Annotated in this window: 16 protein-coding genes; 12 read left to right on the plus strand and 4 right to left on the minus strand. The window is 48.7% G+C overall.

Going from position 1 to position 24021, the window contains the following annotated elements; all coding sequences use genetic code 11:
• Complete coding sequence (locus tag CWI83_RS00180) at window positions 1-696, plus strand: general secretion pathway protein GspB (RefSeq protein ID WP_126824103.1); 696 nt, start codon at window positions 1-3, stop codon at window positions 694-696.
• Window positions 697-766: 70 nt separating this feature from the next.
• Complete coding sequence (locus CWI83_RS00185; RefSeq protein ID WP_126824106.1) at window positions 767-2548, plus strand: acyl-CoA dehydrogenase C-terminal domain-containing protein; 1782 nt, start codon at window positions 767-769, stop codon at window positions 2546-2548.
• 41 nt (window positions 2549-2589) lie between these two features.
• Here CWI83_RS00185 and putA read toward each other — a convergent pair whose 3' ends face one another.
• Complete coding sequence (putA, locus tag CWI83_RS00190; protein ID WP_126824109.1) at window positions 2590-5757, minus strand: bifunctional proline dehydrogenase/L-glutamate gamma-semialdehyde dehydrogenase PutA; 3168 nt, start codon at window positions 5755-5757, stop codon at window positions 2590-2592.
• 221 nt (window positions 5758-5978) lie between these two features.
• On the opposite strand from putA, the gene CWI83_RS00195 reads away from it, so the two are divergent.
• Together CWI83_RS00195 and glnE are read left to right on the plus strand one after the other, a co-directional pair.
• A complete protein-coding gene (locus CWI83_RS00195; RefSeq protein ID WP_126824111.1) occupies window positions 5979-7475 on the plus strand; it encodes a CYTH domain-containing protein in 1497 nt (498 codons plus the stop codon).
• Complete coding sequence (gene glnE / locus CWI83_RS00200; protein ID WP_126824113.1) at window positions 7476-10190, plus strand: bifunctional [glutamate--ammonia ligase]-adenylyl-L-tyrosine phosphorylase/[glutamate--ammonia-ligase] adenylyltransferase; 2715 nt, start codon at window positions 7476-7478, stop codon at window positions 10188-10190.
• Here glnE and lpxL read toward each other — a convergent pair.
• Window positions 10187-11113: an LpxL/LpxP family Kdo(2)-lipid IV(A) lauroyl/palmitoleoyl acyltransferase gene (gene lpxL / locus CWI83_RS00205; protein ID WP_126825974.1), complete on the minus strand. Its 927-nt coding sequence runs from the start codon at window positions 11111-11113 to the stop codon at window positions 10187-10189. The two genes, glnE and lpxL, sit on opposite strands and share 4 nt — an antisense overlap.
• Window positions 11106-12464, minus strand: coding sequence for an outer membrane channel protein TolC (gene tolC, locus CWI83_RS00210; RefSeq protein WP_126824116.1), 1359 nt, complete (start codon window positions 12462-12464; stop codon window positions 11106-11108). The genes lpxL and tolC overlap by 8 nt, the downstream gene beginning before the upstream one ends.
• 223 nt (window positions 12465-12687) lie before the next feature.
• Between tolC and CWI83_RS00215 the strand changes: the two genes are divergently transcribed.
• From CWI83_RS00215 to CWI83_RS00250, 8 genes are all read left to right on the plus strand, one after another.
• Entirely contained in the window at window positions 12688-13320 is a 633-nt protein-coding gene (locus CWI83_RS00215) for an NUDIX domain-containing protein (protein ID WP_126824119.1), read from the plus strand.
• Complete coding sequence (locus CWI83_RS00220; protein WP_126824122.1) at window positions 13310-13732, plus strand: DUF1249 domain-containing protein; 423 nt, start codon at window positions 13310-13312, stop codon at window positions 13730-13732. The genes CWI83_RS00215 and CWI83_RS00220 overlap by 11 nt, the downstream gene beginning before the upstream one ends.
• A 35-nt stretch (window positions 13733-13767) precedes the next feature.
• On the plus strand, window positions 13768-14346 hold the full coding sequence (locus CWI83_RS00225; RefSeq protein ID WP_157980343.1) for a YqiA/YcfP family alpha/beta fold hydrolase: 579 nt from the start codon (window positions 13768-13770) through the stop codon (window positions 14344-14346).
• 66 nt (window positions 14347-14412) lie between these two features.
• Complete coding sequence (gene parE / locus CWI83_RS00230; RefSeq protein WP_126824128.1) at window positions 14413-16305, plus strand: DNA topoisomerase IV subunit B; 1893 nt, start codon at window positions 14413-14415, stop codon at window positions 16303-16305.
• A gap of 14 nt (window positions 16306-16319) precedes the next feature.
• Complete coding sequence (gene parC / locus CWI83_RS00235) at window positions 16320-18560, plus strand: DNA topoisomerase IV subunit A (RefSeq protein WP_126825977.1); 2241 nt, start codon at window positions 16320-16322, stop codon at window positions 18558-18560.
• 60 nt (window positions 18561-18620) lie between these two features.
• Complete coding sequence (locus CWI83_RS00240) at window positions 18621-19358, plus strand: 1-acylglycerol-3-phosphate O-acyltransferase (protein WP_126824131.1); 738 nt, start codon at window positions 18621-18623, stop codon at window positions 19356-19358.
• Window positions 19355-19720 (plus strand): ribonuclease E inhibitor RraB, encoded by a 366-nt coding sequence (rraB, locus tag CWI83_RS00245; protein ID WP_126824134.1) that lies wholly within the window; start codon window positions 19355-19357, stop codon window positions 19718-19720. Before CWI83_RS00240 ends, rraB begins: the two co-directional genes overlap by 4 nt.
• A 17-nt stretch (window positions 19721-19737) precedes the next feature.
• A complete protein-coding gene (locus tag CWI83_RS00250; RefSeq protein ID WP_126824137.1) occupies window positions 19738-21099 on the plus strand; it encodes a GntP family permease in 1362 nt (453 codons plus the stop codon).
• A 60-nt stretch (window positions 21100-21159) separates the two neighbouring features.
• Here the strand turns inward: CWI83_RS00250 and CWI83_RS00255 are convergent, their stop codons facing one another.
• Window positions 21160-24012 carry a valine--tRNA ligase gene (locus CWI83_RS00255; protein ID WP_126824140.1) on the minus strand — a complete coding sequence of 951 codons (2853 nt, stop codon included), beginning with the start codon at window positions 24010-24012 and terminating at the stop codon, window positions 21160-21162.
• Window positions 24013-24021: the final 9 nt, after the last annotated feature.

A 24021-nucleotide genomic window follows, 5' to 3' on the forward strand; every position in this document is an offset into this window, starting at 1 on the left:
ATGTCATCAGTGCTAAAGGCTTTGCAAAAGAATTCGGCGCCGAAACTTCACTTCGGGCAACCGCTCGAGTTGACTGCGGCAAGCGAGCGCAAAGGCAAGAGCTGGCGCCTCGTTCTCGGTATTGTGATTTTTACTCTCGTTGCGAGTGTGACGGCTTGGCTGGTGATGTCCATGCAGCCAGAGCCACAACACGTGATTGAACCGCAATTGACGCAAGTGGTGGCAAGTAATGCTGAGCTTGAACTTGGTCCGGTGACGCAAATTATCGTGCCAACTTGGCCTACTGACCAGCAGGGCCAACGCCTCAATCCAAGCCGTGAAATCATTTCGACTGGTAAAGCAACAGGCGCACCCGAGCCGGTCAATTTGGACCAAGTATCGCCTGAGCTGTTGGCAAACTTTGAGGAAGCGCTTGCGGCCAGTGGTGAAGCGCAAGTTCCTGCAACCGTGATCCCAAGCTTGGCCGAGTTAAGTCGACCATTGCAGCGCCAAATTGCCTCATTTAAATATGACAGTCACCAATATTCCTCGCGCCAAGCGAGCCGTTGGATTGAATTAAGTGGTGTGCGTTTACGCGAAGGCGAGCAATGGCAAGGATTACAAGTTATTCGCATCGCACCTGCTCATGTGGTCTTGAGTTTCGGCAACCGTGCTTTCCAGCAACCCGCCTTAGAAGACTGGACAAACCCAGGTTAGATCTGCTATTAAAACACCTGTTTGAATTACATGTTTGAATATTTCGACAGGATAGCAAGAGGTAGTAACCATGGCAGATTACCGCGTACCAAGAGAAGACATGCAGTTTGTCTTGCAGGACGTCTTTAAAGTAGATCAAGACTGGGCTCGTTTCGAGCCGCTCGCCGAGCTTGATTTTGATACCGCTGCGGCAATTATTGACGAAGGAGCGAAGCTAGCCGAAACGCTTATCGCTCCAAATTGCCGTGCTGCAGATGAGGAAGGGGTAAAGTTTGTAGATGGTCAAGTCACCACTCCTAAAGGCTACAAAGAGCAATTTCAGCAACTTGCTGAAGGCGGCTGGGTCGGGGTAACGGCGAATCCTGAGTGGGGCGGCATGGGGCTGCCAAAATCAATTTCTGCGCAGTACGAAGAGATGCTTTGTGCTGCTGACATTTCTTTCTCGCTCTATTCAGGTTTGACCGCAGGCGCGATTATGACGCTTGATTTGCATGCGACCCAAGAGCTTAAAGAAACTTACCTAGAGCGCATGATTTCAGGCGAGTGGACCGGAACAATGTGTTTGACCGAGCCACATTGTGGTACCGACTTGGGTATCATGCGTACCAAAGCAGTTCCTCAAGATGACGGTAGTTTTGCTATTTCAGGTACGAAAATCTTCATCACCGGTGGTGAGCACGACTTAGTTGATAATATTGTCCATCTGGTCCTTGCTAAGCTGCCTGATGCACCTGCTGGAAGCAAAGGCATTAGCTTATTTGTTGTGCCGAAGTTCTTAGTCAACGAGGATGGCACATTAGGCGAGCGTAACCCTGTGTTCTGTGGCTCAATTGAACACAAAATGGGGATCCATGCTTCTGCGACCTGTGTGATGAACTTTGATGGCGCAAAAGGCTGGATGGTTGGCGAGCCGAACCGCGGCTTAGCTGCGATGTTCACCATGATGAACTATGAGCGCCTTGGAGTCGGTATCCAGGGGCTTGGCGCCGCGGCGCGTTCCTATGTGAATGCGGTAGAGTATGCTAATGACCGCATCCAAGGACGTGGTGCAAAAGCAACACAAGATCAGAGTAAAGACGCTGATCCGCTCATCGTTCATGGTGATATCCGCCGGATGTTGCTCACCATGAAGGCTTTTGTCGAGGGTGGCCGCGCATTTTCAACCTACGTTGGTCAGCAGTTAGACATTGCGAAATACGCACAGGATGACGCTGAGCGAACCCGTGCTGATGCTCTCGTTGCATTATTGACCCCAGTTGCCAAAGCCTTCTTAACGGATACTGGCCTGGAGGCGACAATCTTGGGTCAGCAGGTGCTTGGTGGTCATGGCTTTGTTCGCGAGTGGGGCCAAGAGCAGTTAGTGCGTGATTGTCGTATCGCTCAGATCTATGAAGGCACCAACGGTATTCAAGCGCTTGACTTACTGGGGCGTAAGGTCGCAGGCTCTCGTGGTGAATTACTGAAGCCGCTAGCAGAAGATATTGGTAAGTTTCTTGCTGAGGGGCCGATTGCGGGCTTTGAACAAGAATACCAGCAGTTGCAGCAAGGACTAGAGATGGTAGAGCGTGCAACGAAGAGCGTGCTGACTAAAGTCATGCAAGGTGACGAAAATGTCATCAATGGCGCTGCGGTCGAATATTTGCACTTGATTGGATATGTATGTTTTGCCTACATGTGGCTGCGGATGGCGAAAACTGCCGAGCCGTTAGTTGCGGAGCGCCCATATTTGGCCAGCAAGGCCAAAACTGCGAAGTTCTATATGGCCCGCTTGTATCCAAGAGTACATGGTTTATTGGCTGCTATCGAAGATGGGAGCGATTCATTGTACTTACATGAAACTGGCGAGTTTTAACTCGCCAGTTATCATCAAGATCGCTTTATTGTATCGCGGGATCAGTCACCGAGTGATAACAAGGTGGCGTTCCCGCCTACTGCGGTAATGTTGTTAGTCCGCGTCTTTTCCGTTACAAAACGGCTTAAGTAGTGTGGACCACCTGCTTTGGGGCCTGTTCCTGACATTCCACGCCCGCCGAAAGGTTGCACCCCGACCACAGCACCAATCTGATTCCGGTTGATATAAACGTTACCCGCTTCGATACGGCTCGCAACATCAGCTGCGAAGGTTTCGTTGCGACTGTGAATGCCGAACGTCAAGCCATAGCCAGTGCCATTAATCGTATCAATAACTTCATCTAAGTTATCTGCACGGTAGCGGATGATGTGCAGTATCGGCCCGAAGTTTTCTTTGACCAACTGATTGATGCTATCGATTTCGATCGCTGTAGGCGTGACAAAGGTTCCGCCGTTGGTATATTCAGGCATTTTTGCTTGGGCAATAATACGACCCACTTGAGAAATATCATTGATGTGTTGCTCAAGGTTAGTTTTCGCAATGCCATCAATGACCGGACCGACATCGGTCTCATGAAGGAGTGGATCGCCAACTTTTAACTCAGCCATCGCGCCGACTAACAAGTCGGTGACACGATCAGCAATGTCTTCTTGCACGAATAACACCCGCAATGCTGAACAGCGTTGTCCCGCGCTTTGGAAGGCACTGGCGACGATATCCGTAGCCGCTTGCTCAGGGAGTGCGGTCGAATCGATCAGCATGGCATTTTGACCACCTGTTTCGGCAACCAATGGCACGATTGCTCGAGTACGTGCAGCAAGCGCGCGGTTGATTGCTTGCGCTGTGTATGTTGAGCCGGTGAAACAAACGCCACCGATATCCTCTTGGCTCACCAAAAATGATCCAACTTCGGCACCACTGCCCGGAATAAAGTGCAGCACATCACCAGGGATACCTGCTTCCAGTGCCAATTGGATCGCACGGTAAGCAATTAAGCCGGTCTGTTCGGCCGGCTTGGCGATAACGCAGTTACCAGTGACCAACGCGGCGGCAATTTGTCCTAGGAAAATCGCCAGTGGGAAGTTCCATGGACTGATACAAATAAAAGTCCCACGACCTTCAAGGAAGAGTTCATTCGTTTCGCCAGTTGGCCCTGGTAGGGTCACACCTTGTGCCATCATTTTACGTGCTTCACCAGCGTAATAGCGGCAGAAGTCGACGGCTTCGCGAACTTCATCGATGCCATCTTGCATGACTTTACCCGCTTCGATACAGCACAATGCGACAAACTCATTGCGATTTTCTTCGAGTAAGTCAGCAAGCCGCTCAAGGGCTTGAGCACGCACATTGACGTCAGTATCACGCCAGCGACGATAGGCTTTGTTAGCAATCATTAGGGCTTCTTCGGCTAACGCTTTATCACCCCAGCTAATGGTACCGATTTGCTTCGCAGTTTCTTGCGGCGAGGTGATCGAAACACAATGATGGGTCTCGAGAGTTTTGCCATTAATGATCGGTCCTGCTTGCCATTGATGGTCTCGATAACTCGCGACTTCGGCAATGAATGCATCGGCTTGTGAATGAATGTTCATATTGAGTCCTAATGAATTCCGGCGATCACTAAAAATCGCGGTTGGCAGAGGTATTTTTGAATTATAAAAGGTGTCAAAGCTCTTCGCTGTCACCAATGGGTGAGTGACCAACTGATCGACTGGCACAGTTGGGTCAACCAGTTTATGCACAAACGAAGTATTGGCGCCGTTTTCGAGCAAGCGCCGCACTAGGTATGGAAGTAATTCCTTGTGGGCGCCCACGGGTGCATAAATTCGCACGCGAGTACCGGGTTGTTGCTCAAGTAGCGTATCGTAAAGCGCATCACCCATACCATGTAAGCGCTGAAACTCCATTGCGCGCTGGTAATTAGCGTTAAGCTGCTGAATTGCTGTAACCGTTTGTGCATTATGAGTCGCAAACTGCGGGTAAATGGCACCTTTAGTGGCATCACTTAACAGATAATGGGCGCACGCTAAGTAAGAGATATCAGTATTTACTTTGCGAGTGAATACCGGGTATCCGGTTAAACCTCCGACCTGACATTCTTTGATTTCGCTATCCCAATAAGCACCTTTTACCAAGCGCACTGGTATCTCATCGCCAACATCATTGGCTAGGGCGGTGAGCCAGCATAGGGTTGGTAATGCACGTTTTGAGTAGGCTTGCACCACGATTCCAAACTGTGGCCAGCCTTTGCAGACACCACTACGATACACCCGTTCGAATAGTTCGAGTGAGAGTTCGTGTCGATCACACTCTTCGGCATCGATGGTCAAGCCGACATTCAGCTCGCGTGCAAGCGCAGCAAGTTGTTTCAAGTCACTGCCGAGCTCTTCTAAAACGCGTTGATGATTTGCAACTTCATAGCGCGGATGAAGTGCTGATAACTTGATAGAAATTGCTGGTCGCGGAGCGTCCGGATTATTCAATTTTTCGGCCGCAACCGCTTTGATCGCATCCACGTAGTCAGCTAGGTAGCGGGCTGCATCTGCTGCTGTTAAAGCTGCCTCGCCGAGCATATCGTAGGCGTGAGTATAACCTTTTTCGCGATTCTTACGACTCTTCTTCAATGCTTCTTTAATATCACGGCCCAAGACAAACTGAGCCCCCATGATTTTCATGGCCGCGTAAGTTGCTTTGCGAACGACCGGCATACCTAGCCGCTTGGTCAAGCGTCTGAACACCTGTCGCGGTGTCTCCATCGCAATGCCGTTGGGATTGATCACTGAGTTGGTGAGCACTAGCCCCCAAGTACCTGAGTTGACTAACCAAGAAGCACTCTCGCCCATATGCTTTGACCATTGTCCATGGGAAAGTCGATCTTGGATTAGGGCGTCTGCTGTCGCGCTATCAGGGATCCGCAATAAGGCCTCAGCCAGACACATCAATACGATCCCTTCTTTGGTATCGAGACTGTATTGTTGCAAAAAGGCATCAACGCCTACTTTGCCGCTGTGCTCGCGAACTTTTTCGACCAGTGCAGCTGCGCTCTCGGTGGTGTGCGTGATGGCTTCTTCTGATGATGGCACCAATTGCACCAGTTCTTTCAGATAAGCATCTTCGTCAACAATGTAGTTAGCACTCACGGCCTGTTGAAGGGCAGCAAGATTTTCACCGTTATAACGTGCGGTTAAGACGTCGCTCGCTTTGAACATGGGCGCTCCTGAAAACCACGCTTATTGCGTCGGTATAAAAGACCAAAATTTCGGCGCAAGTATATGCTTTTTTTGAGTGGCGTAAAGCCCAAAAATTGACTTTTTTTCACCGCCCCACGGTGCAATTTTTAAGCGTACCTGTCAACCTTTCTGCAGTTGATTATAAGACGTCCTCGGAGTACCGTATAAAACAGTGTTTTTAATGCCTTGAGGGCGAATCTTTGAGTAACGAAGTTGAATTAAAATTACTGGTAGAACCAGCACAAAAAGATGCGGTTGTGAGTTTGTGTCAGCAGTTGGCTGGTGGCATTTCCCCGACCACTGCGCAGCTCAAAAACACTTACTACGATACTGAGGATTTGCGCCTGCGACAGTTTGATATGGGCTTGCGGATGCGCACCACTGAAGCCTATCAAGAGCAAACCATCAAGCTTGCGGGGGAGGTACTCGGAGGGCTGCACCAGCGTCCCGAATATAGTGTCCAGACATTATTGGATCAGCCAGATTTGACTCTGTTTCCGGAGGATATCTGGCCCGATGATTTCCCTTTATTCGATGTCCAGCGGGAATTGGTGGCGATTTTCACAACTAATTTTGAGCGTTTCACCTGGCGTATCGATAGTGACAATGATGGATATATCGAATTGGTTTTTGATTATGGACGAATCGAGACTGGTGCGCGCGAGCAGGTTCTTTGTGAAGTGGAGATAGAAGTTCATCAAGCTCCGATGCATGAGGCATATAAACTTGCCCGACGCTTGATCACTCGACTTGGAGCGCGCGTGGGGAGTTTAAGTAAAGCGGCTCGAGGTTATTTACTGGCGGAAAAAAGTGTCCTCGAACCCTTTATTCATGAGAGTTTTGTCGAACAACACAGTGGTGATGATATTGGGGTCGGTCTTTACCGATCGCTTAATTATGCCCTGCAATACTGGCAGCACAACGACGCTTGCTTTAGTTTGAACCCGAGCGTTAGGGCTGTTGCTGGGATTACTGAAGGGATTCGATTAAGTAAAGTGATTTTGCAGCAGTTAACCATGCTCGAGGTTGACGTTAATGATCATATTTTACGATTAGAACAAATGCTTGGTCATCTTGGCTGGTTGAGTCGTTATGATGGGTTGACTGAGTTAATCGCTGAGGATGGTGCCTATCATCGAGCTTTAAAGAACTCTCCCAAACTTTATGAGCAATTATTGCAGCAACAAGAACATGCAGTGCAAACCGAGTTGGTGCAAAAGCTCACAGCGCGAGATGACTATCAACTTACCTTACTCGAGTTAGGTGAACTATGTCAGCGCCAACCTCGGCACCCCGAATTAATGGAGATCCCGCTGAAACAGTGGGCGGTACAGAGATTGCGCGATGACTGGCAGCGGGTGACTGAACAGTTCGCACGAACCGAGGAACTGCGGCCAGAACATTATTTGAAGCAATTACCGCAACTACAGAGCTCGCTCCAGCTTGGTTATTGTGTCGGCTATTTATTTGATGCCGATTACCGTGAGCGGTTCCGCGCCCCATGGCTTGATATGGTGCGTGGTATTCGCGAGATTATGGCGCTACGGTTACTGCGCGAAGCGATTAAGGATTCCGATGAGCCACAAACGGAAAAGCTGCTGAACTGGCAACAAGTACAGCTCGAATCCTTGCTTTACGCGCTTGAGTATTCGCGTCGCTCAGCACTTAAGCAGGAACCCTATTGGGAACTTTCGTAGATGAGTGCTAAGCAGCAGGTATGTGATTACAGCACTTTTATTGCTTCGGTCGCAGCATCAGATGACCAATTTAATACATGGCTACAGCAGCCTCAGCTTACCCTTCCTGAATTGGCAGAATATAGCGACACGCTCTTACAAAAAATGCGTGGATGCGACTCCGAGGAGGCGGCTGCAGCTTGTTTGCGTCAGTATCGGCAGCGTTGGTTAGCGCAACTCGCGAGTCTCGATATTGTTAATGAAATTAGCGTAAAACAGATGCTTCAGCGACTCTCAAGTCTCGCTGATCTCTTTATCAGTGCTAGTTATGAATGGCTCTATCCTCGGTTTTGTGCGCGCTACGGGACGCCAAGAGACTCAGCTGGCGAGCCACAGCCATTACTTATTGTTGGAATGGGAAAGCTTGGCGGGAGGGAACTGAACTTCTCATCGGATATTGATCTGATGTTTACCTTCCCTGCCAACGGTGAAACGGACCATCCGCGAAAACCAATTGAAAACACAGTTTTTTTTACCAAACTTGGGCAGGCCCTTATTCGACTGCTCGATGAAATAACTGTTCTAGGTCGTGTTTATCGGGTCGATATGCGCTTACGTCCATTTGGACAATCAGGTCCGCTAGTAGTGAGTTTGGCAGCATTTGAGCAGTATTATCAGGCCCAAGGCCGAGATTGGGAACGCTATGCCATGGTTAAAGCCCGTTTGATTGGTGCCTCAGCAGCCTGGCAAGCAAGCTTCCAAAATTTAATCCGTCCCTTTGTGTATCGTCGTTACATTGATTTCTCAGCGATTGACGCACTGCGTAAAATGAAGGCTTTGATCCAGCAAGAGGGACGGCGTCAAGCATTATCAAACGATATCAAGCTAGGTCCGGGAGGAATTCGTGAAGTTGAATTCATCGCTCAGGTTTTTCAACTGATTCGGGGCGGTCAGCAACGCAGTTTGCAAACAAGCTCGCTATACCAGGCCTATCGCGCTATTGCCGAACTGGGTTTACTTACACCAGACGATGTTGACCAGTTACTAAGCAATTATGAATTCTTGCGTAAGCTCGAACATCTATTACAAGAGCGCGCTGATGAACAAACCCAACGGCTACCGGATTGCCCGCAGCAACAGTCACAACTTGCCCAAATCTATCAGTTAGACTGGCCCCAACTACACGCAAAAATACGCTCGGTCATGGCCGAAATACATGCCCAATTTAACAAGGTGATTGGTACCCAAGCAGATGACGAAGAGAGTTCGCTACAGATTTTATGGCAAGAGCTCGTGGATGAATCTGCAGTCTTCGAAGTGTTGGCTGAATATGGTTTAGATAAGCATCGCGCCGAGCAGATTTGGCGCGAAATTCAACAGTTCAGAGCTGAAGCAACGCGGCGTCCGAGTGGTCCAAGAGGTCGCAGTGCTCTCGCCCGGTTGTTACCGAGTTTACTTGAGCAATTACTACCCTGGGCAGATGCAGAAGTTGTTTTGCAACGAATTCTCACCATCCTCCGAAGTATTTTATCCCGTACCGCTTATGTGGAATTGTTGGTTGAAAATAAGGGCGCGTGTCAGCAACTCCTTAAACTGTGCAGAGCAAGCCAATGGGTTACTGATCAATTAGCGCGCTACCCCTTATTACTCGATGAACTGATCGACCCCCAGTTGCTTCATCAGGTTCCTGACCTGGCGGAATACCCGCAGTTAGTCCGTGATTATTTAATTCGCATTCCTGAGGCGGATCTGGAAGCTCAAATGAATGCGCTGCGCCAGGCTCGAAAGGGTTTACAGCTTAAAATTGCAGCAGCAGATATCAGCGGTAGTTTGCCCCTGATGCAAGTCAGTGATCATTTATCGCGGCTAGCGGAGACAATTTTGAGCGAAGTGATTCAACAAGCTTGGCTGCAGGTTACCGAGAAGCATGGTGCTCCAGCGGGGTGTAATCGTCAACATACCGGGCTCGGTGTGGTTGCATACGGTAAACTCGGTGGGCTGGAGTTGAGTTATGACTCTGACTTAGATCTGGTTTTTTTAACGGATAGCGACTACAAAGGATTAACCAATGGCCGCAAGCCTATCGAAGTCCAACAATTCTATTTGCGCTTAGTTCAGCGCATTCTTCATCTGTTCACGACGCAGACAACGGTCGGCAGTTTATATGAGGTCGATATCCGACTGCGTCCCTCAGGTAAAGCGGGGTTGCTGATTAGTCGCGTGGATACTTTTGCCGATTATCTTCGTGATGAAGCGTGGACTTGGGAATCACAAGCGCTAGTGCGAGCTCGACCGGTTTTTGGTGAAGTGGGTTTGCGTAAGCAAATCGAACACGTGCGTACCCAACAATTAACGCAACCACGAGTGAGCGATGAGTTGCGCACTGAGATCATTGCCATGCGCGACAAAATGCGTGCGCATCAAGCGAGTGATTCGCTCAAGCACGCTCCGGGTGGGATTGTGGATTTAGAGTTCTTGGTGCAGTTTTTAGTCCTGAATTACGCCCATCAGTATCCGCAGTTGCAAACCTATACCGACAATATTCGAATTCTTGAACAAGCGGCCGAGGTTGGATTGATTACCGCAGAGCAGAGCGAGCAGTTACGCGATAGTTACCTGTGTCTGCGGCAGCGAATCCATCGTCACGCACTCGATGGTGAGACGGCGCGGCTTGATGCTGAAACTCAAGCCGCACGTGAATATGTGCAACAGATTTGGCAACAATGGTTGGGTTAAAGGTACAGATCTTGATCGGTCTCATTTGGCCGTGTTTTAAAACGTCGATGAATCCATAAGTATTGTTCAGGACGTTGTTGAACGGCGAATTCAACCATTTTGTTCACCCGCATGGCATCGGTTTCATCATCCCCAGTTGGGAAGTTTTCAAACTGCGGGTAAAAGGTAATATCATATCCGCTGCCATCGTCGCGGCGATAACAGGTCGTTGGAACCGTGGCACAATTGGCATTGCCGGCGAACAACATGGTTCCCGTAGTAGTGCTGGTTTTCTCTACCGCAAAAAATGGCACAAATACGGTACGGCGGCGACCATAATCTTGATCCGGAAGGTAGCCGGCGATATCTCCCTGATTGAGGGCTTCGAGCATACCTTTAACGTCTTTACGTGGGATCATGTACTTATTTGAGCGTGCTCGCCCGCGCGTCTGTAAAAACTCCATCAAGGCATTATTGTGCGGCCGATACAAGCCTACGGCAGGTTTGATTAAACCATGCAAACGTGCGTGCATCTCAAGACTCAGAAAGTGAAATAGCAGGAGCAGAACGCCTTGGCCGTGTTGCAGCGGAGCCTCGAGGTGTTCGATACCATGCACATGAAGTTTGCGCTGAATCCGCCAGTTTGGCCACCACCACGCCATACCGGTCTCAAAAAAGGCAATTCCAGTATTTTCGAGGTTCGTTTTAACCAGGGTTTCGATATCTGCGGCGGATTTTTCCGGGAAACACAACTCGAGGTTGCGTCGGGCAATCGCGGCACGGCGGGGCATGAACCGATAAAACAAACGCCCGATCAACCGACCGAGCGCTAGCTGTAACTTATAGGGTAACCATGAGATGGTATATAGAACAGCAACTCCAAGCCAAGTTAACCAGTACTTTGGAAGTAAAAACTTGGCTTGGAATTTAGGTGTTTCAACTATTTTCATTCGTCAAACTTGCATTAATCGCGCTTAGGTCTTGTTCGCTTATTTGACCAGAAGCTTGCTTCAATGCCAAGTACTGACGGATATATCCATAACGTGCTTGTGACAAGTTACGACGCGCGTTGAATAAATTCCGAGTTGAGTTGAGTACATCAACAATCGTTCGCGTACCTACTTCAAAACCGGTTTGCGTTGCTTTCAATGCACTCTCAGCCGAGACCACAGCCTGCTCTAACGCCCGAATGGTTGAAATCGAAGCAACCACGTCATAATAGGCGCTGCGCACTTCACGCTCGACTGAGCGACGGGTAAATTCGAGTTGCTGCGATGAAGCCACGTAATTCTCACGAGCTTGATCCACTTGCGAGCTCACGCGGAATCCAGAGAACAGTGGAACCCGCAAGGTTACACCAAGTGAGCGTGAATCAAGACGTGGTGGATCGTTGGTAATACCGTTGGCTTCTGACTCCGAGTCACTGGTACCGATTGAACCTGTCAGGCCAAGCGTTGGATAGTGGCCATTGCGGGCAACATCAATTTGTTGCTCGGCGATTTCAACGGCTACGCGCTGGACGAGTAACTGCAGGTTTTTATCTTCAGCAGTAGTTACCCATGAATCCGCGGCTTGCGGTTGTGGTGATGCTGGAGAGAAGGTCGCAGTGTCGAGTTGAGCGAGTTGTTCGTGATAGCGGCCAGTAATCTCGCGTAAACTTTCTTGCGCTACTTCAACCGCGTTTTGTGCTTGAATCTCAAGGGCGACTGCATTATCAAATTGCGCTTGCGCTTCATGCACATCAGTGATTGCAGTTAAACCAACAGAAAACCGTTGTTTGGTTTGCTCAAGCTGACGTTCAATCGCACGTTTTTCTGCAATTGCGAACTCTAGGTCGTCTTGGCGCTCTAGCACTGTGAAATAGGCATTTACAACGCGAATCATGAGCTGTTGACGAGTGTTAAGGTAATTCACCTCAGCTTGGTAGGCTTGTTTTTCGGCAATTTCTGTTTGGTCCCAAACCGACATATCAAACAGGGTTTGGCTCAGTGAAACACCCGCATCCCAACCGGTGCTGGTCACGTCGAACACAAACAGTTCGCCGGTTGAGCTGAATTGGGTCCGGTCAGCTGTTGCTCGCGAATAACCCGCTTCAAAGTTCAACTGTGGCCACCAAGCTGCCTCGGCAATGTTAACACTTTCTTGTGCGGCGCGACGTTCAGCATCTACACGTTGCAAGGTCGGATCGTTTTGTAACGCAAGCTGAAACACTTGGGCGAGGTCATCAGCGTAAGCTGAGACGCTGCTTGCCGCGAAAGATAACCCGACAAGCGCGGATAAAACGTGTTTTTTCATGATGTCCTGATTCCTAGTAATATGCTGACTACGTTGTTCAATGTACCTTATTTTACCAATAATCGAAATAACAACCAAAGCCGCAGTTGCAACAATTGTTCAGCAAGTGTAAGCAAGTATGTGCAGAATGCTATTCTGTCGAGACGATATTGTGAACTCAACTAGGGTAAAATGGGTATTCTAGGCGGTAAATGTAATTTGCTCAAAGCACTGAGGAGATAGAGTGCAAAAATTTCATCGTGAAGATGTCGATATTATTGAACGCACACAGGTGCGCAAAGGTTTTCTCAATCTGTATCGATACCGACTAAGGCATCGACTATTCGCTGGCGGCTGGTCGGCGACTATGGAGCGCGAGGTGATGGATCGTGGCCATGCGGTCATGGTCATCCCATATGACCCTGAGCGCGACGAATTAGTGTTGCTTGAACAATTTCGAATCGGTGCCATCGACGTAACCGAAGCCAGTGAAGAGAGTCCATGGCTACTTGAATTTGCTGCGGGCATGATGGATAAGCCAAATGAGCAACCAAGTGCCGTTGCTGAACGCGAATTAGAGGAAGAAACAGGGCTTAAAGCGCAATCAATGCATTACGCACTGACCTACTTTTCGTCTCCCGGTGGTTGTACTGAAAAAATTTCGATCTTCATTGCTTTGGTCGATGCAAGTGGCGCTCAAACTGTGGCTGGACTTGCAAGTGAGAATGAAGATATTCGCGTGCATCGCGTGCCACGGCAGCAAGTTTATCAGTTGCTCGAGCAGGGGCGTATTAATAACGCGGCGAGTGTGATCGGGTTGCAATGGTTACAATTGCATGGTCACAAACATGGCTTGGTGAGTTGTCATGACGAATGATGTGAAACGGCAACGTTATCATTTCGATCTGGCCGGTTTTCAGCGGATGGCCAGTTTGAACTATGCGCGCTTGCGACGCCTGGTTGAGCGTCTTGGCGTGAACCAGTCACTCACCTTGGTGACACCGTCCACGATGCAAGTTGAATGCAAGTGTCTTAATCATGCCCCCTATACCAGTGACATTGAGCTGACCCAAGTTGCAAACTTAGGCGAGCTACCTGGCACGCAACCGGTCCATCTGGAAGTACGCCTGTATCATGATGCAAAATTAGCCGAGGTTACTGCGGCGCAGGGGGTGCGTCGACTTGCTGCGGTTTATCCGCAACCGAATCAGGCCATGCATCAAACCAACGAAAAATATCAAGTGAACCAATTCCTGCACGAATGGTTGCAGCTATTAAAGCAGCACTAGCGAACGTTGCTCAGATTAATGATGGATTAAACCCGATGTTATTGTATTTACATGGCTTTGAGAGTTCGCCTGCGTCGCCCAAAATCTTAGCGACCGAACAACACCTACAACTGCAAAATCGCGCGTCGCTCTTACGAGCCCCGCAGCAGCCGGCTAAAATGTCCGAAAACTTGCGCTATTTGAATGCGCTGATTGGAAAAATTGATGAGCCTATCGCGGTCATGGGAAGCTCGCTTGGTGGCTTTTGGGCACACTACGTCGTGAGTCAGTTACAGTTACGCGGTGTGGAGGCTCGGGCAGTACTGATAAATCCTGCGGTCTCGCCAGCACAATGGATGCCGCGAGAAACAGAACAACGGATTCATCCCTATACCGCTGAACGCTATCAACTCGATGACAGCGATCGTGCGGCATTATTGAAGGCTGAACAGGCACTCAGTGAGCAAGTCGAATTATTGGTATTGTTGCAGCAGGGCGATGAAACGCTTGATTTTCGTGATGCGCGGACGCGTTATCGGCATCAGCGTATGATTGTCGAAGCAAGTGGTGACCATAGTTTCGTCAACTTTTCACGCTACCTGCCCATGACGCTTGAGTTTCTGCGCGTCCTGTAACAGTATAAAGGCATTCTAATAACAATCATTCTCGCAATGAGAATCGGCCAAGTAGAAGAAGAGCGGATGTCAGATTATAAAGCTGATGCGATAGAGGTCCTTAACGGCCTCGAACCGGTGCGAAGACGCCCGGGTATGTATACCGATACCACCCGTCCCAATCACCTTGGGCAAGAAGTGATCGACAATAGTGTTGATGAGGCGCTCGCTGGGCATGCCCGCGAGATTCTCGTAACGCTCCACCCTGACTCTAGTTTGGAAGTGCAAGATGACGGCCGTGGCATGCCAGTTGATGTGCATCCAGAAGAAGGGCTGCCGGGGGTCGAATTGATCATGACCAAGCTCCATGCTGGGGGCAAATTCTCGAACAAGAATTACCAGTTTTCGGGTGGTCTGCACGGTGTCGGGATTTCAGTTGTAAATGCGCTGTCAACCAGAGTTGATGTGAAGGTCAAACGCGATGGTCAAGTGTACGAAATGGCCTTTGAGAATGGCGATAAAGTCACCGACCTTGAAATTACCGGTACCGTCGGCAAGCGCAATACTGGAACCATCATTCGATTTTGGCCTGATCCGCAGTACTTTGATTCAGCGAAGTTTTCAGCATTAAAGTTGAGCCACTTGCTGCGTGCTAAGGCGGTGCTTTGTCCGGGTTTGAAAATCACTTTCAAAAACCTTATCGATGACACCGAGCAGAGTTGGTTCTATGAGGATGGCTTACGGGATTACCTCGTCGAAGCCGTTGCTGAAGTTCCTACGCTGCCAGAGGAGCCGTTTATTGGTGAGTTAGCCGGCCAAGAAGAAGCTGTTAACTGGGCGGTCACGTGGCTTCCAGAGGGCGGTGAAGGAGTTTACGAAAGTTATGTGAACTTGATTCCAACACCACAAGGCGGAACGCACGTTAATGGCTTGCGACAGGGGCTGCTAGAAGCCATGCGAGAGTTTTGCGAGTTTCGCAATTTGCTCCCGCGTGGGGTGCGTTTAACTCCAGAGGATATTTGGGAGCGTTGTAGCTACATTCTCTCGGTAAAAATGCAGGACCCACAGTTTGCTGGGCAAACGAAAGAACGCTTAAGTTCTCGGCAATGTTCTGCATTCGTGTCGGGAGTGGTCAAAGATGCCTTTAGCTTATGGTTGAATGAGCACACCGAACAAGCTGAGCAACTTGCTGAGTTATGTATTAACAATGCTCAAAAGCGGATGCGTGCGAGTAAAAAAGTGGTCCGCAAGAAAGTGACTCAAGGACCACCCTTGCCGGGTAAGTTAACGGATTGTGCGTCACAAGATATCTCTCGCAGTGAAATCTTTTTAGTAGAAGGTGATTCTGCTGGTGGCTCAGCAAAACAAGCGCGCGACCGAGATTTTCAAGCAGTTATGCCGCTTCGAGGCAAGATTTTAAATACTTGGGAAGTGGAGTCGGACCAGATTCTTGCCTCTCAGGAAATCCATGATATTTCGGTTGCTCTAGGCGTAGATCCTAACTCCGATGACCTCGAAAAACTGCGCTACGGTAAAATTTGTATTCTTGCTGACGCCGACTCTGATGGCCTACATATTGCAACGCTCTTGTGTGCTCTATTTACCCGCCATTTCCGTGCTTTAGTCGACCAGGGTCATGTGTATGTGGCGATGCCGCCCTTGTATCGGATAGATGTGGGCAAAGAAGTTTTTTATGCGCTTGATGAAGATGAGAAACAGGGAATTCTTGATCGGATTGAGGCGGAAAAGAAAAAGGCTAAGGTAAATGTGCAGCGCTTTAAAGGCTTGGGTGAGATGAATCCACTGCAATTGCGGGAAACAACGATGGATCCAAACACTCGCCGCTTAATTCGTCTGACCGTTGATGATGTTCAGGCCACGGAAGAGTTAATGGATATGCTGTTAGCTAAAAAGCGCTCTAATGATCGCAAAGTTTGGCTTGAGAGCAAAGGTAACCTCGTTGATTTGGCTGAGCTGTAAGGAGCAGAATGAATATGTCGATGGATAATGTCGAAACATTACCGTTACGCCGCTTCACTGAGGATGCGTATCTCAATTATTCAATGTACGTCATCATGGACCGTGCATTACCGCATATTGGTGATGGCTTAAAACCAGTTCAGCGTCGAATTATATATGCGATGTCTGAACTGGGGTTATCAGCGCTTGCGAAGTATAAAAAATCAGCACGTACCGTTGGTGATGTGCTAGGTAAGTTCCACCCCCACGGTGATAGTGCGTGTTATGAAGCCATGGTGTTAATGGCGCAGCCGTTCTCGTACCGTTATCCGCTCGTTGACGGACAAGGGAACTGGGGCTCAGCAGATGACCCGAAATCATTCGCGGCGATGCGCTACACCGAAGCTAGACTTTCCAAATTTAGTGAAGTTTTGCTGACCGAGCTTGGCCAAGGCACGGTTGATTGGATTCCAAACTTTGACGGAACCATGAAAGAGCCGAAAATGTTGCCGGCTCGATTACCTCATATTTTACTTAACGGCGTCACTGGTATTGCGGTGGGCATGGCGACGGATATTCCTCCTCACAATGCCCGCGAAGTTGCTCAAGCCTGTGCATTATTGTTGGATAAGCCGAGTGCTGACTTGAGTGAAGTAATGGAACATTTGCTGGGGCCAGATTACCCAACTGATGCTGAAATCATCACATCGCGCGAGGATATCGTTAAGTTATACGAGAGCGGTAAGGGCTCGATTCGGATGCGCGCGAAGTATCAACTTGAGGATGGTGAAGTGGTGGTCACGGCATTGCCACATCAAGCCTCAGGAGCCAAGGTGCTCGAACAGATTGCTGCGCAAATGCAAGCCAAAAAGCTACCTATGGTCAATGACTTGCGTGATGAGTCCGACCATGAGAATCCGACTCGACTGGTGATCGTACCGCGTTCAAACCGAGTTGATGTCGAACAAATGATGCAACATTTGTTTGCGACCACTGATCTCGAGAAGAATTATCGAGTCAATATGAATATGATTGGTCTCGATGGGCGTCCGCAAGTTAAGCCCATGCTGTCAATTCTTAAAGAGTGGATCGAATACCGCAAAACAACCGTTACCCGTCGTTTGCAATATCGTCTCGATAAGGTCCTTGCGCGCCTACATATTCTCGATGGTTTATTAATTGCTTATCTGAACATTGATGAAGTGATCGCCATTATCCGCGAGGAAGATGACCCAAAAGCAGAATTAATGCAGCGCTTTAAGCTCAGTGAAAAGCAAGCTGAAGCTATTCTTGATTTAAAACTTCGTCACTTAGCTAAGTTAGAAGAGATTAAACTCAAGAGTGAGCAAGACGAACTTAATGAAGAACGGCAACAATTGGAATTGTTGCTCGGCTCCGATCGCCGTTTGAAAACCCTTATTCGTAAGGAAATTCTTGCGGATGCGGAGAAATATGGCGACGAGAGACGCTCACCTTTAGTTGAACGCGAAGAAGCGAAAGCTCTGAGTGAGCGCGACCTTACTCCTGCTGAATCTGTGACGGTTGTATTGTCACAAAAAGGCTGGGTGAGAGCTGCAAAAGGGCATGATGTCGATGGTGCGGCACTTGCTTATAAATCTGGAGATAGTTTTGCGAGCTCCGCTCAGGGTAAGAGTAACCAACAGGTTGTCTTTATTGATTCGTCAGGGCGTAGCTTCTCCTGTGAAGCTCATCTACTGCCAAGTGCGCGAACCCAGGGCGAGCCATTGACAGGACGCTTTAACATGGTTGCAGGTGAGACAGTCGAGCATGTTTTGATGGCAAAGGATGAGCAACGCTACTTGCTTGCATCTGACGCTGGATATGGGTTTGTCACTAAGTTCGGAGATTTGGTTTCGCGTAATAAAAATGGGAAAGCAATCCTGAACTTACCAACTGGCGCAAAAATTTTGCCGCCAAGTCTCGTACAAAACACTGAAAGTGATTTGCTCGCGGTGGTGTCAAACGAGGGGCGAATGTTGATTTTCCCACTCGCAGATTTACCTGAGTTGGCGAAAGGTAAAGGCAATAAAATGATCAGTATTCCTGCGCTACGGGCTCAATCGCGTGAAGAATATGTTGTTGCAGCAGCAGCGATTCCGGCCGATAAAGCGATTACCTTGCTAGCAGGGAAGCGTAAATTGACTCTGAAGCCCTCAGATCTAGAACATTATCGAGGCGAGCGAGGACGTCGCGGCAACAAGCTCCCGCGTGGATTACAGCGAGTGGATGCAATTGTTGTTGAAAACGACGACTGATCAGAGGTTCTTGAGGGTTAAATCAAGGTATACTAGCGAGCATGAAAAGAAGGAGAGGTCATGCTCGCGTTAGCCCGTATTATTATTTTTAGTATCTATATCGCCATAGTCAGTATTTTTGGCGTTATTTTTTGTCTATTTCGCCCGTTCAACCCGAACAACACTCCTTTATTCGCCCATTTATACGGTCGCGCGCACCGTATTTTCGGACTGAAGCTCGATATCCGCGCCCCGAACCACATAAATCATGGCGATCATGCTCACGGTGGTCCGTTCGTCTACATTGCTAACCACCAAAATACTTGGGATATTTTTACACTATCGCGAGCCATGCCATTTAATGTGGTCAGTATTGGTAAAAAAAGCTTAAAGTGGATTCCATTTTTTGGGCAGCTCTATTGGCTTGCTGGGAATATATTAATCGACCGAAAAAATTCGGGCCGTGCGCGTGGCACGATTGCTCAAGCCGCTGACGCGATCAAACAACGCGGGATCTCGATTTTATTATTCCCAGAGGGGACTCGAAGTAATGGCCGGGGATTATTACCTTTCAAAACAGGGGCTTTTCGGACTGCGGTGCAGGCTCAGGTGCCGTTAGTTTTGATCTGCGTTTCGGATTTGCACGACAAAATACGTTTAAACCGCTGGAATAATGGTACCTTAATTATTGAATACTTACCGCCGCTCGATGTCAGTCAATACGATGGTGACTCAGTGAAACAGCTGGTGGAACATTGTCACGAACTGATGAAGCAGAAAATTGAAAGCTTGAATGCCGAGCTTAAGGAAAGCAAATGAGTATTGATATTGCAGCACTCGTCGCCGAGAGCCATGCCACAGTTGAGGCATTAATATCTGATGGAGCTGATCCAGAAGCCAAGTTCGAAATTGAACATCATCTGGCGAGTAACGATTTCAGTAAACTCGAAAAGGCCGCGGTAGAGCTGGTGAAAGTTGGTTATCATGTTGATGATGCTGATGAATTTGAACTCGATGATCAATCCACCATATTTGCTTTCGTAGCGGTTAGCCGGGTGGTTTTGGATGCTGATATACTCGAGCAACAAACCCGTCAAGTAGCGAATATTGCACAGCAAGCTGGGGTTGAATACGATGGTTGGGGTACGTATTTCGGTGCGCTTGATGATGAAGAAGAATAATAAATAAAGGTGAACTTATGCTTGGTGACCTTGGTTTAATCGCAGGACTCGCCCTACTGATTATATTGGCTTTACGTGGCATAAATATTTTAGTGGCGGTCCTTCTTTCGGTGTTAGTTATCGGGGTCAGTAATCAAATCCCCATTCAAGATATTTTCCTGAAACACTTTCCATTTGGCCCCTCTGGTGCGTTTAGTTTTGCTGGCAATTTTTTACTGTTGTTTTTGTGTGGAGCTATTTTTGGTCGAATGATGGCGGCGTCACACGCTGCTCAGGGCATTGCCGTGGCGGTCATGGAACAGCTTGGTAGTAAACGGGCGTTATGGATTGCCATGTTAGTCTGTGCTTTGCTGACTTACGGTGGAGTTGTAGTATTTGTGGTGATGTTCACTATGTATCCGATAGGCGTGACGTTAATGCGCCAAGCTAATATCCCGCGACGACTTTATGCGGCGGCGATTGCACTTGGGGCTGGAACCTTCACCATGACCGCATTACCCGGTACGCCATCGATCCATAATGTGATCGCTGCACGCAGTCTCGGCACTGATTTATTCGCGGGAGGCTGGTATGGCGTTCTTGGTGGTCTCGTCATGGCGCTTGTTGGTATGTGGTATCTGCAAACGCAGTGGCAGCGCTCCATCGCGAAAGGTGAGGGGTATCAGGCTCATGTGAAAGATGAGCAAATGGCGGCCTTAGCACCAGCAGAAGGACAACAGCTGCCAAGTTTAATGCGTTCGGCATTACCAATTGTCGTGGTGCTTGCGACCATTATTATTCCACGAATCTTGCAAATGTCTGGAGTCGAAGCACCTGTTTTAAGTTTTGCTGCATCGCAGCCAGTGCTGTGGGCGAGCTTTGCTTTATTACTTGGCGGTGCAAGCTGTTTTGTATTATTTGAGCCACTGCGGCAAAACCTAATGGCAGTCGTAGGACAGGGCGCGGATGATGCGTTACTGCCACTGATTAACACTGCGGCGGTGATAGGCTTCGGTGGTGTGGTTATCCAGACCAGTGGCTTTCATGAGTTTGCAAAGTGGTTGCTGGACTTACCCGTGCCGGAGTTGGTGTCGGTATTTTTATCAGCCAACCTGATTTCAGGGATCACTGCGTCAGCTTCGGGCGGCTTACAGATATTCATGTCTAGTTTAGCCCCTGCTTATTTGGAAGCTGGAATTGCCCCAGAGCTACTGCACCGGGTCGCTAATTTAGCTGCCGGTGGACTCGATTCTTTGCCTCATTCTGGGGCAGTCATTGCGCTCTTTACCTTGATGGGACTCACTCATAAAGAGGCCTATAAAGATGTTTTTGTAGTGACGGTTGCGATTCCAATGTTAGCTGCTTTGATTGTGGTTGCAGCAGCAATGCTGCTTGGCTAATTAACACGAATAAAAAAGCACCCCTCGGGGTGCTTTTTAGTTATCCAGCTCTCACGCAACTCAGAGCGCTGCAATTTTGTCATATTGCTGCTGTAATTGCGCTTTGGTCTCTTCCGCTTCAGCAAGCTTCTGGCGCTCTTTCTCGATTACCTCAGCTGGCGCTTTGGCGACAAAGTTTTCGTTTTCCAGCTTACGGCCAACTTGAAGGAGCTCTTTATCAACGCGCTCGATTGCTTTTTGTAAGCGCGCTAACTCAGCATCTTTATCAATCAAACCAGCCATTGGAATGTGCAGTTCTACTCGACCGACCAATGCGGTGGCACTGGCTGGTGGCTCATCTTGCAGGCTAATAAAGTCGACGGATTCGAGCTTCGCTAAGGCCGTTAGTAACGATTGATGTTGGGTCAAACGCTGCTGCGCTAGCTCATCTGCATTGCGAATGATCAGTGGCAATGGCTTGCTCGGAGAAATATTCATTTCACCGCGAATATTACGAATAGCGACGATGACTTGTTTTAACCATTCCATATCATCGCGAGCATGACTGAACTGCGCCGCCTTAGCTTGTGGGTAAGGCTGCAGCATAATGGTTTGACCCGAAACATCTGCAAGCGGGGCAACACGCTGCCAAATTTCCTCAGTGATAAACGGCATCAGAGGGTGCAATAATCGTAACAGTTGCTCAAGAATCTGTACTAGAGTTTTTCGAGTCCCACGTTTTTGCTCATCTGTCCCATTAAAGAGAACCGGCTTGGTCAGTTCTAAATACCAGTCACAGAATTGATTCCAGGTGAACTCATAGGCAATCGTCGCGGCTTGATCAAAACGATAGTGATCAAGCGCATGACGGAAATCAGCCACGGTTGTATTGAATTGCTCAATAATCCATTGGTCTGCCAAAGATAGTTCAATTACTGCGCCGGTTTGACCACAATCTTCATTTTCCGTGTTCATTAACACGTAGCGACTCGCGTTCCAGAGCTTATTGCAGAAATTTCGATAGCCTTCAAGGCGCTTCATATCCCAATTAATATCGCGGCCCGTTGATGCGAGTGCGGCGAGGGTGAACCGCAAAGCATCGGTACCATGACTGGCGATACCTTCTGGGAATTGCTGCTGGGTTCGCTTAGCTATTTTTGCCTCAAGTTGCGGCTGCATCATATTGGCAGTGCGCTTTTCAATCAGGTTTTGTAGTTCAATACCATCGATCATATCGAGTGGATCGAGCACGTTACCTTTTGATTTGGACATTTTTTGGCCTTCCTCGTCACGAATTAGGCCAGTCACGTATACGGTTTTAAACGGCACCTGAGGTTTACCGTTTTCATCTTTAAGGAAGTGCATGGTCATCATGATCATGCGTGCGACCCAGAAGAAAATAATGTCAAAACCGGTGACGAGTACATCGGTCGGATGAAAAGTTTTTAAATCGTCAGTTGATTCTGGCCAACCCAAGGTCGAGAAGGTCCAGAGTGCAGATGAAAACCAAGTGTCGAGGACATCATCGTCTTGACTGAGTGCAATACTAGAATCCAATTGATACTGCTGACGGACTTCATCTTCGTCACGGCCAACGTACACATTACCTTGCTCATCATACCAAGCAGGGATCCGATGTCCCCACCAAAGCTGTCTGGAGATACACCAGTCTTGGATATCACGCATCCAAGCGAAATACATGTTTTCGTATTGCTTAGGAACGAATTCAATTTCACCATCTTCAACTGCTTTAGTTGCGACCTCTGCAAGCGGAGCGACACGGACATACCATTGATCAGTTAGGTGTGGCTCGATTGGCACCCCACCGCGATCACCGTAAGGTACTTTGTTCGTGTGTTTTTCAACTTTATCCAGTAGTCCAAGCGCTTCGAAATCAGCGACAATTTGCTTGCGCGCAGCAAAGCGCTCGAGCCCCGCGTACTGATCCGGAAGCTTGCCATCAAACCCATCGATGTCGTCGCGGGCTTCACCGGTTGTGGTATACAGCCCGGCGCGAGCGCGGACATGTGCATCGTCATCCAGTACAGCAATCATCGGCAAGTGATGACGACGCCCAATGTCGTAGTCGTTGAAGTCGTGCGCAGGGGTGATTTTTACGCAACCGGTTCCAAATTCTTGGTCAACATAATGGTCAGCAATAATTGGAATGCGGCGGTTTACTAAAGGTAATTCAATGAACTTACCCACTAAATGAGTATAGCGCTCATCATCTGGATGAACCGCAACACACACATCACCCAGCATAGTTTCTGGTCGGGTGGTCGCAACCACTAAGTAATCTTTACCGTCAGCGGTCTTAATACCATCAGCAAGCGGGTAGCGCAGGTGCCAAATAGAACCTTGTTGTTCCTTATTCTCGACTTCGAGATCAGAAATTGCGGTTTTTAATTTAGGATCCCAATTGACCAAGCGTTTACCGCGATAAATAAGGTCTTCTTGATACAGCCGGACGAACACTTCTTTCACTGCAGCCGAGAGGCCCTCGTCCATTGTGAAGCGCTCTCTATCCCAGTCGACAGAATCCCCTAAGCGGCGCATTTGCGAAGTGATCGTACCGCCTGAATGGGCTTTCCAGTCCCAAACCTTTTCGATAAATGCATCACGCCCAAGCTCTTGTCGAGTTTTTCCCTGTGCCGCGAGTTGGCGTTCAACGACCATTTGCGTCGCGATACCGGCATGGTCAGAGCCGACTTGCCAGAGCGTATTAAAACCATCCATCCGCTTGTAGCGGGTTAGGGTATCCATGATGGTATGCTGAAAAGCATGCCCCATATGTAAGCTACCGGTGACATTCGGCGGCGGAATCATAATGCAATAACTGTCGCCAGAACCACTTGGTTTAAAGTAGCCTGCCTGTTCCCAATGCTCGTACCAACTTTGTTCAATGGCTTGGGGAGAGTAGGTTTTATCCATAGATAGAAT

The sequence above is a fragment of the Pseudidiomarina taiwanensis genome (assembly GCF_003987435.1).
Taxonomy (GTDB): domain Bacteria; phylum Pseudomonadota; class Gammaproteobacteria; order Enterobacterales; family Alteromonadaceae; genus Pseudidiomarina; species Pseudidiomarina taiwanensis.

What these genes read in the sequence shown, in the direction of transcription:
- parC (WP_126825977.1), top strand. Translation starts at nt 16,320, where the DNA reads ATGTCGATGGATAATGTCGAAACATTACCGTTACGCCGCTTCACTGAG.
- CWI83_RS00250 (WP_126824137.1), top strand. Translation starts at nt 19,738, where the DNA reads ATGCTTGGTGACCTTGGTTTAATCGCAGGACTCGCCCTACTGATTATA.
- CWI83_RS00225 (WP_157980343.1), top strand. Translation starts at nt 13,768, where the DNA reads ATGTTATTGTATTTACATGGCTTTGAGAGTTCGCCTGCGTCGCCCAAA.
- putA (WP_126824109.1), bottom strand. Translation starts at nt 5,757, where the DNA reads ATGTTCAAAGCGAGCGACGTCTTAACCGCACGTTATAACGGTGAAAAT.
- CWI83_RS00240 (WP_126824131.1), top strand. Translation starts at nt 18,621, where the DNA reads ATGCTCGCGTTAGCCCGTATTATTATTTTTAGTATCTATATCGCCATA.
- CWI83_RS00255 (WP_126824140.1), bottom strand. Translation starts at nt 24,012, where the DNA reads ATGGATAAAACCTACTCTCCCCAAGCCATTGAACAAAGTTGGTACGAG.
- parE (WP_126824128.1), top strand. Translation starts at nt 14,413, where the DNA reads ATGTCAGATTATAAAGCTGATGCGATAGAGGTCCTTAACGGCCTCGAA.
- CWI83_RS00220 (WP_126824122.1), top strand. Translation starts at nt 13,310, where the DNA reads ATGACGAATGATGTGAAACGGCAACGTTATCATTTCGATCTGGCCGGT.
- tolC (WP_126824116.1), bottom strand. Translation starts at nt 12,464, where the DNA reads ATGAAAAAACACGTTTTATCCGCGCTTGTCGGGTTATCTTTCGCGGCA.
- CWI83_RS00185 (WP_126824106.1), top strand. Translation starts at nt 767, where the DNA reads ATGGCAGATTACCGCGTACCAAGAGAAGACATGCAGTTTGTCTTGCAG.
- CWI83_RS00180 (WP_126824103.1), top strand. Translation starts at nt 1, where the DNA reads ATGTCATCAGTGCTAAAGGCTTTGCAAAAGAATTCGGCGCCGAAACTT.
- rraB (WP_126824134.1), top strand. Translation starts at nt 19,355, where the DNA reads ATGAGTATTGATATTGCAGCACTCGTCGCCGAGAGCCATGCCACAGTT.
- glnE (WP_126824113.1), top strand. Translation starts at nt 7,476, where the DNA reads ATGAGTGCTAAGCAGCAGGTATGTGATTACAGCACTTTTATTGCTTCG.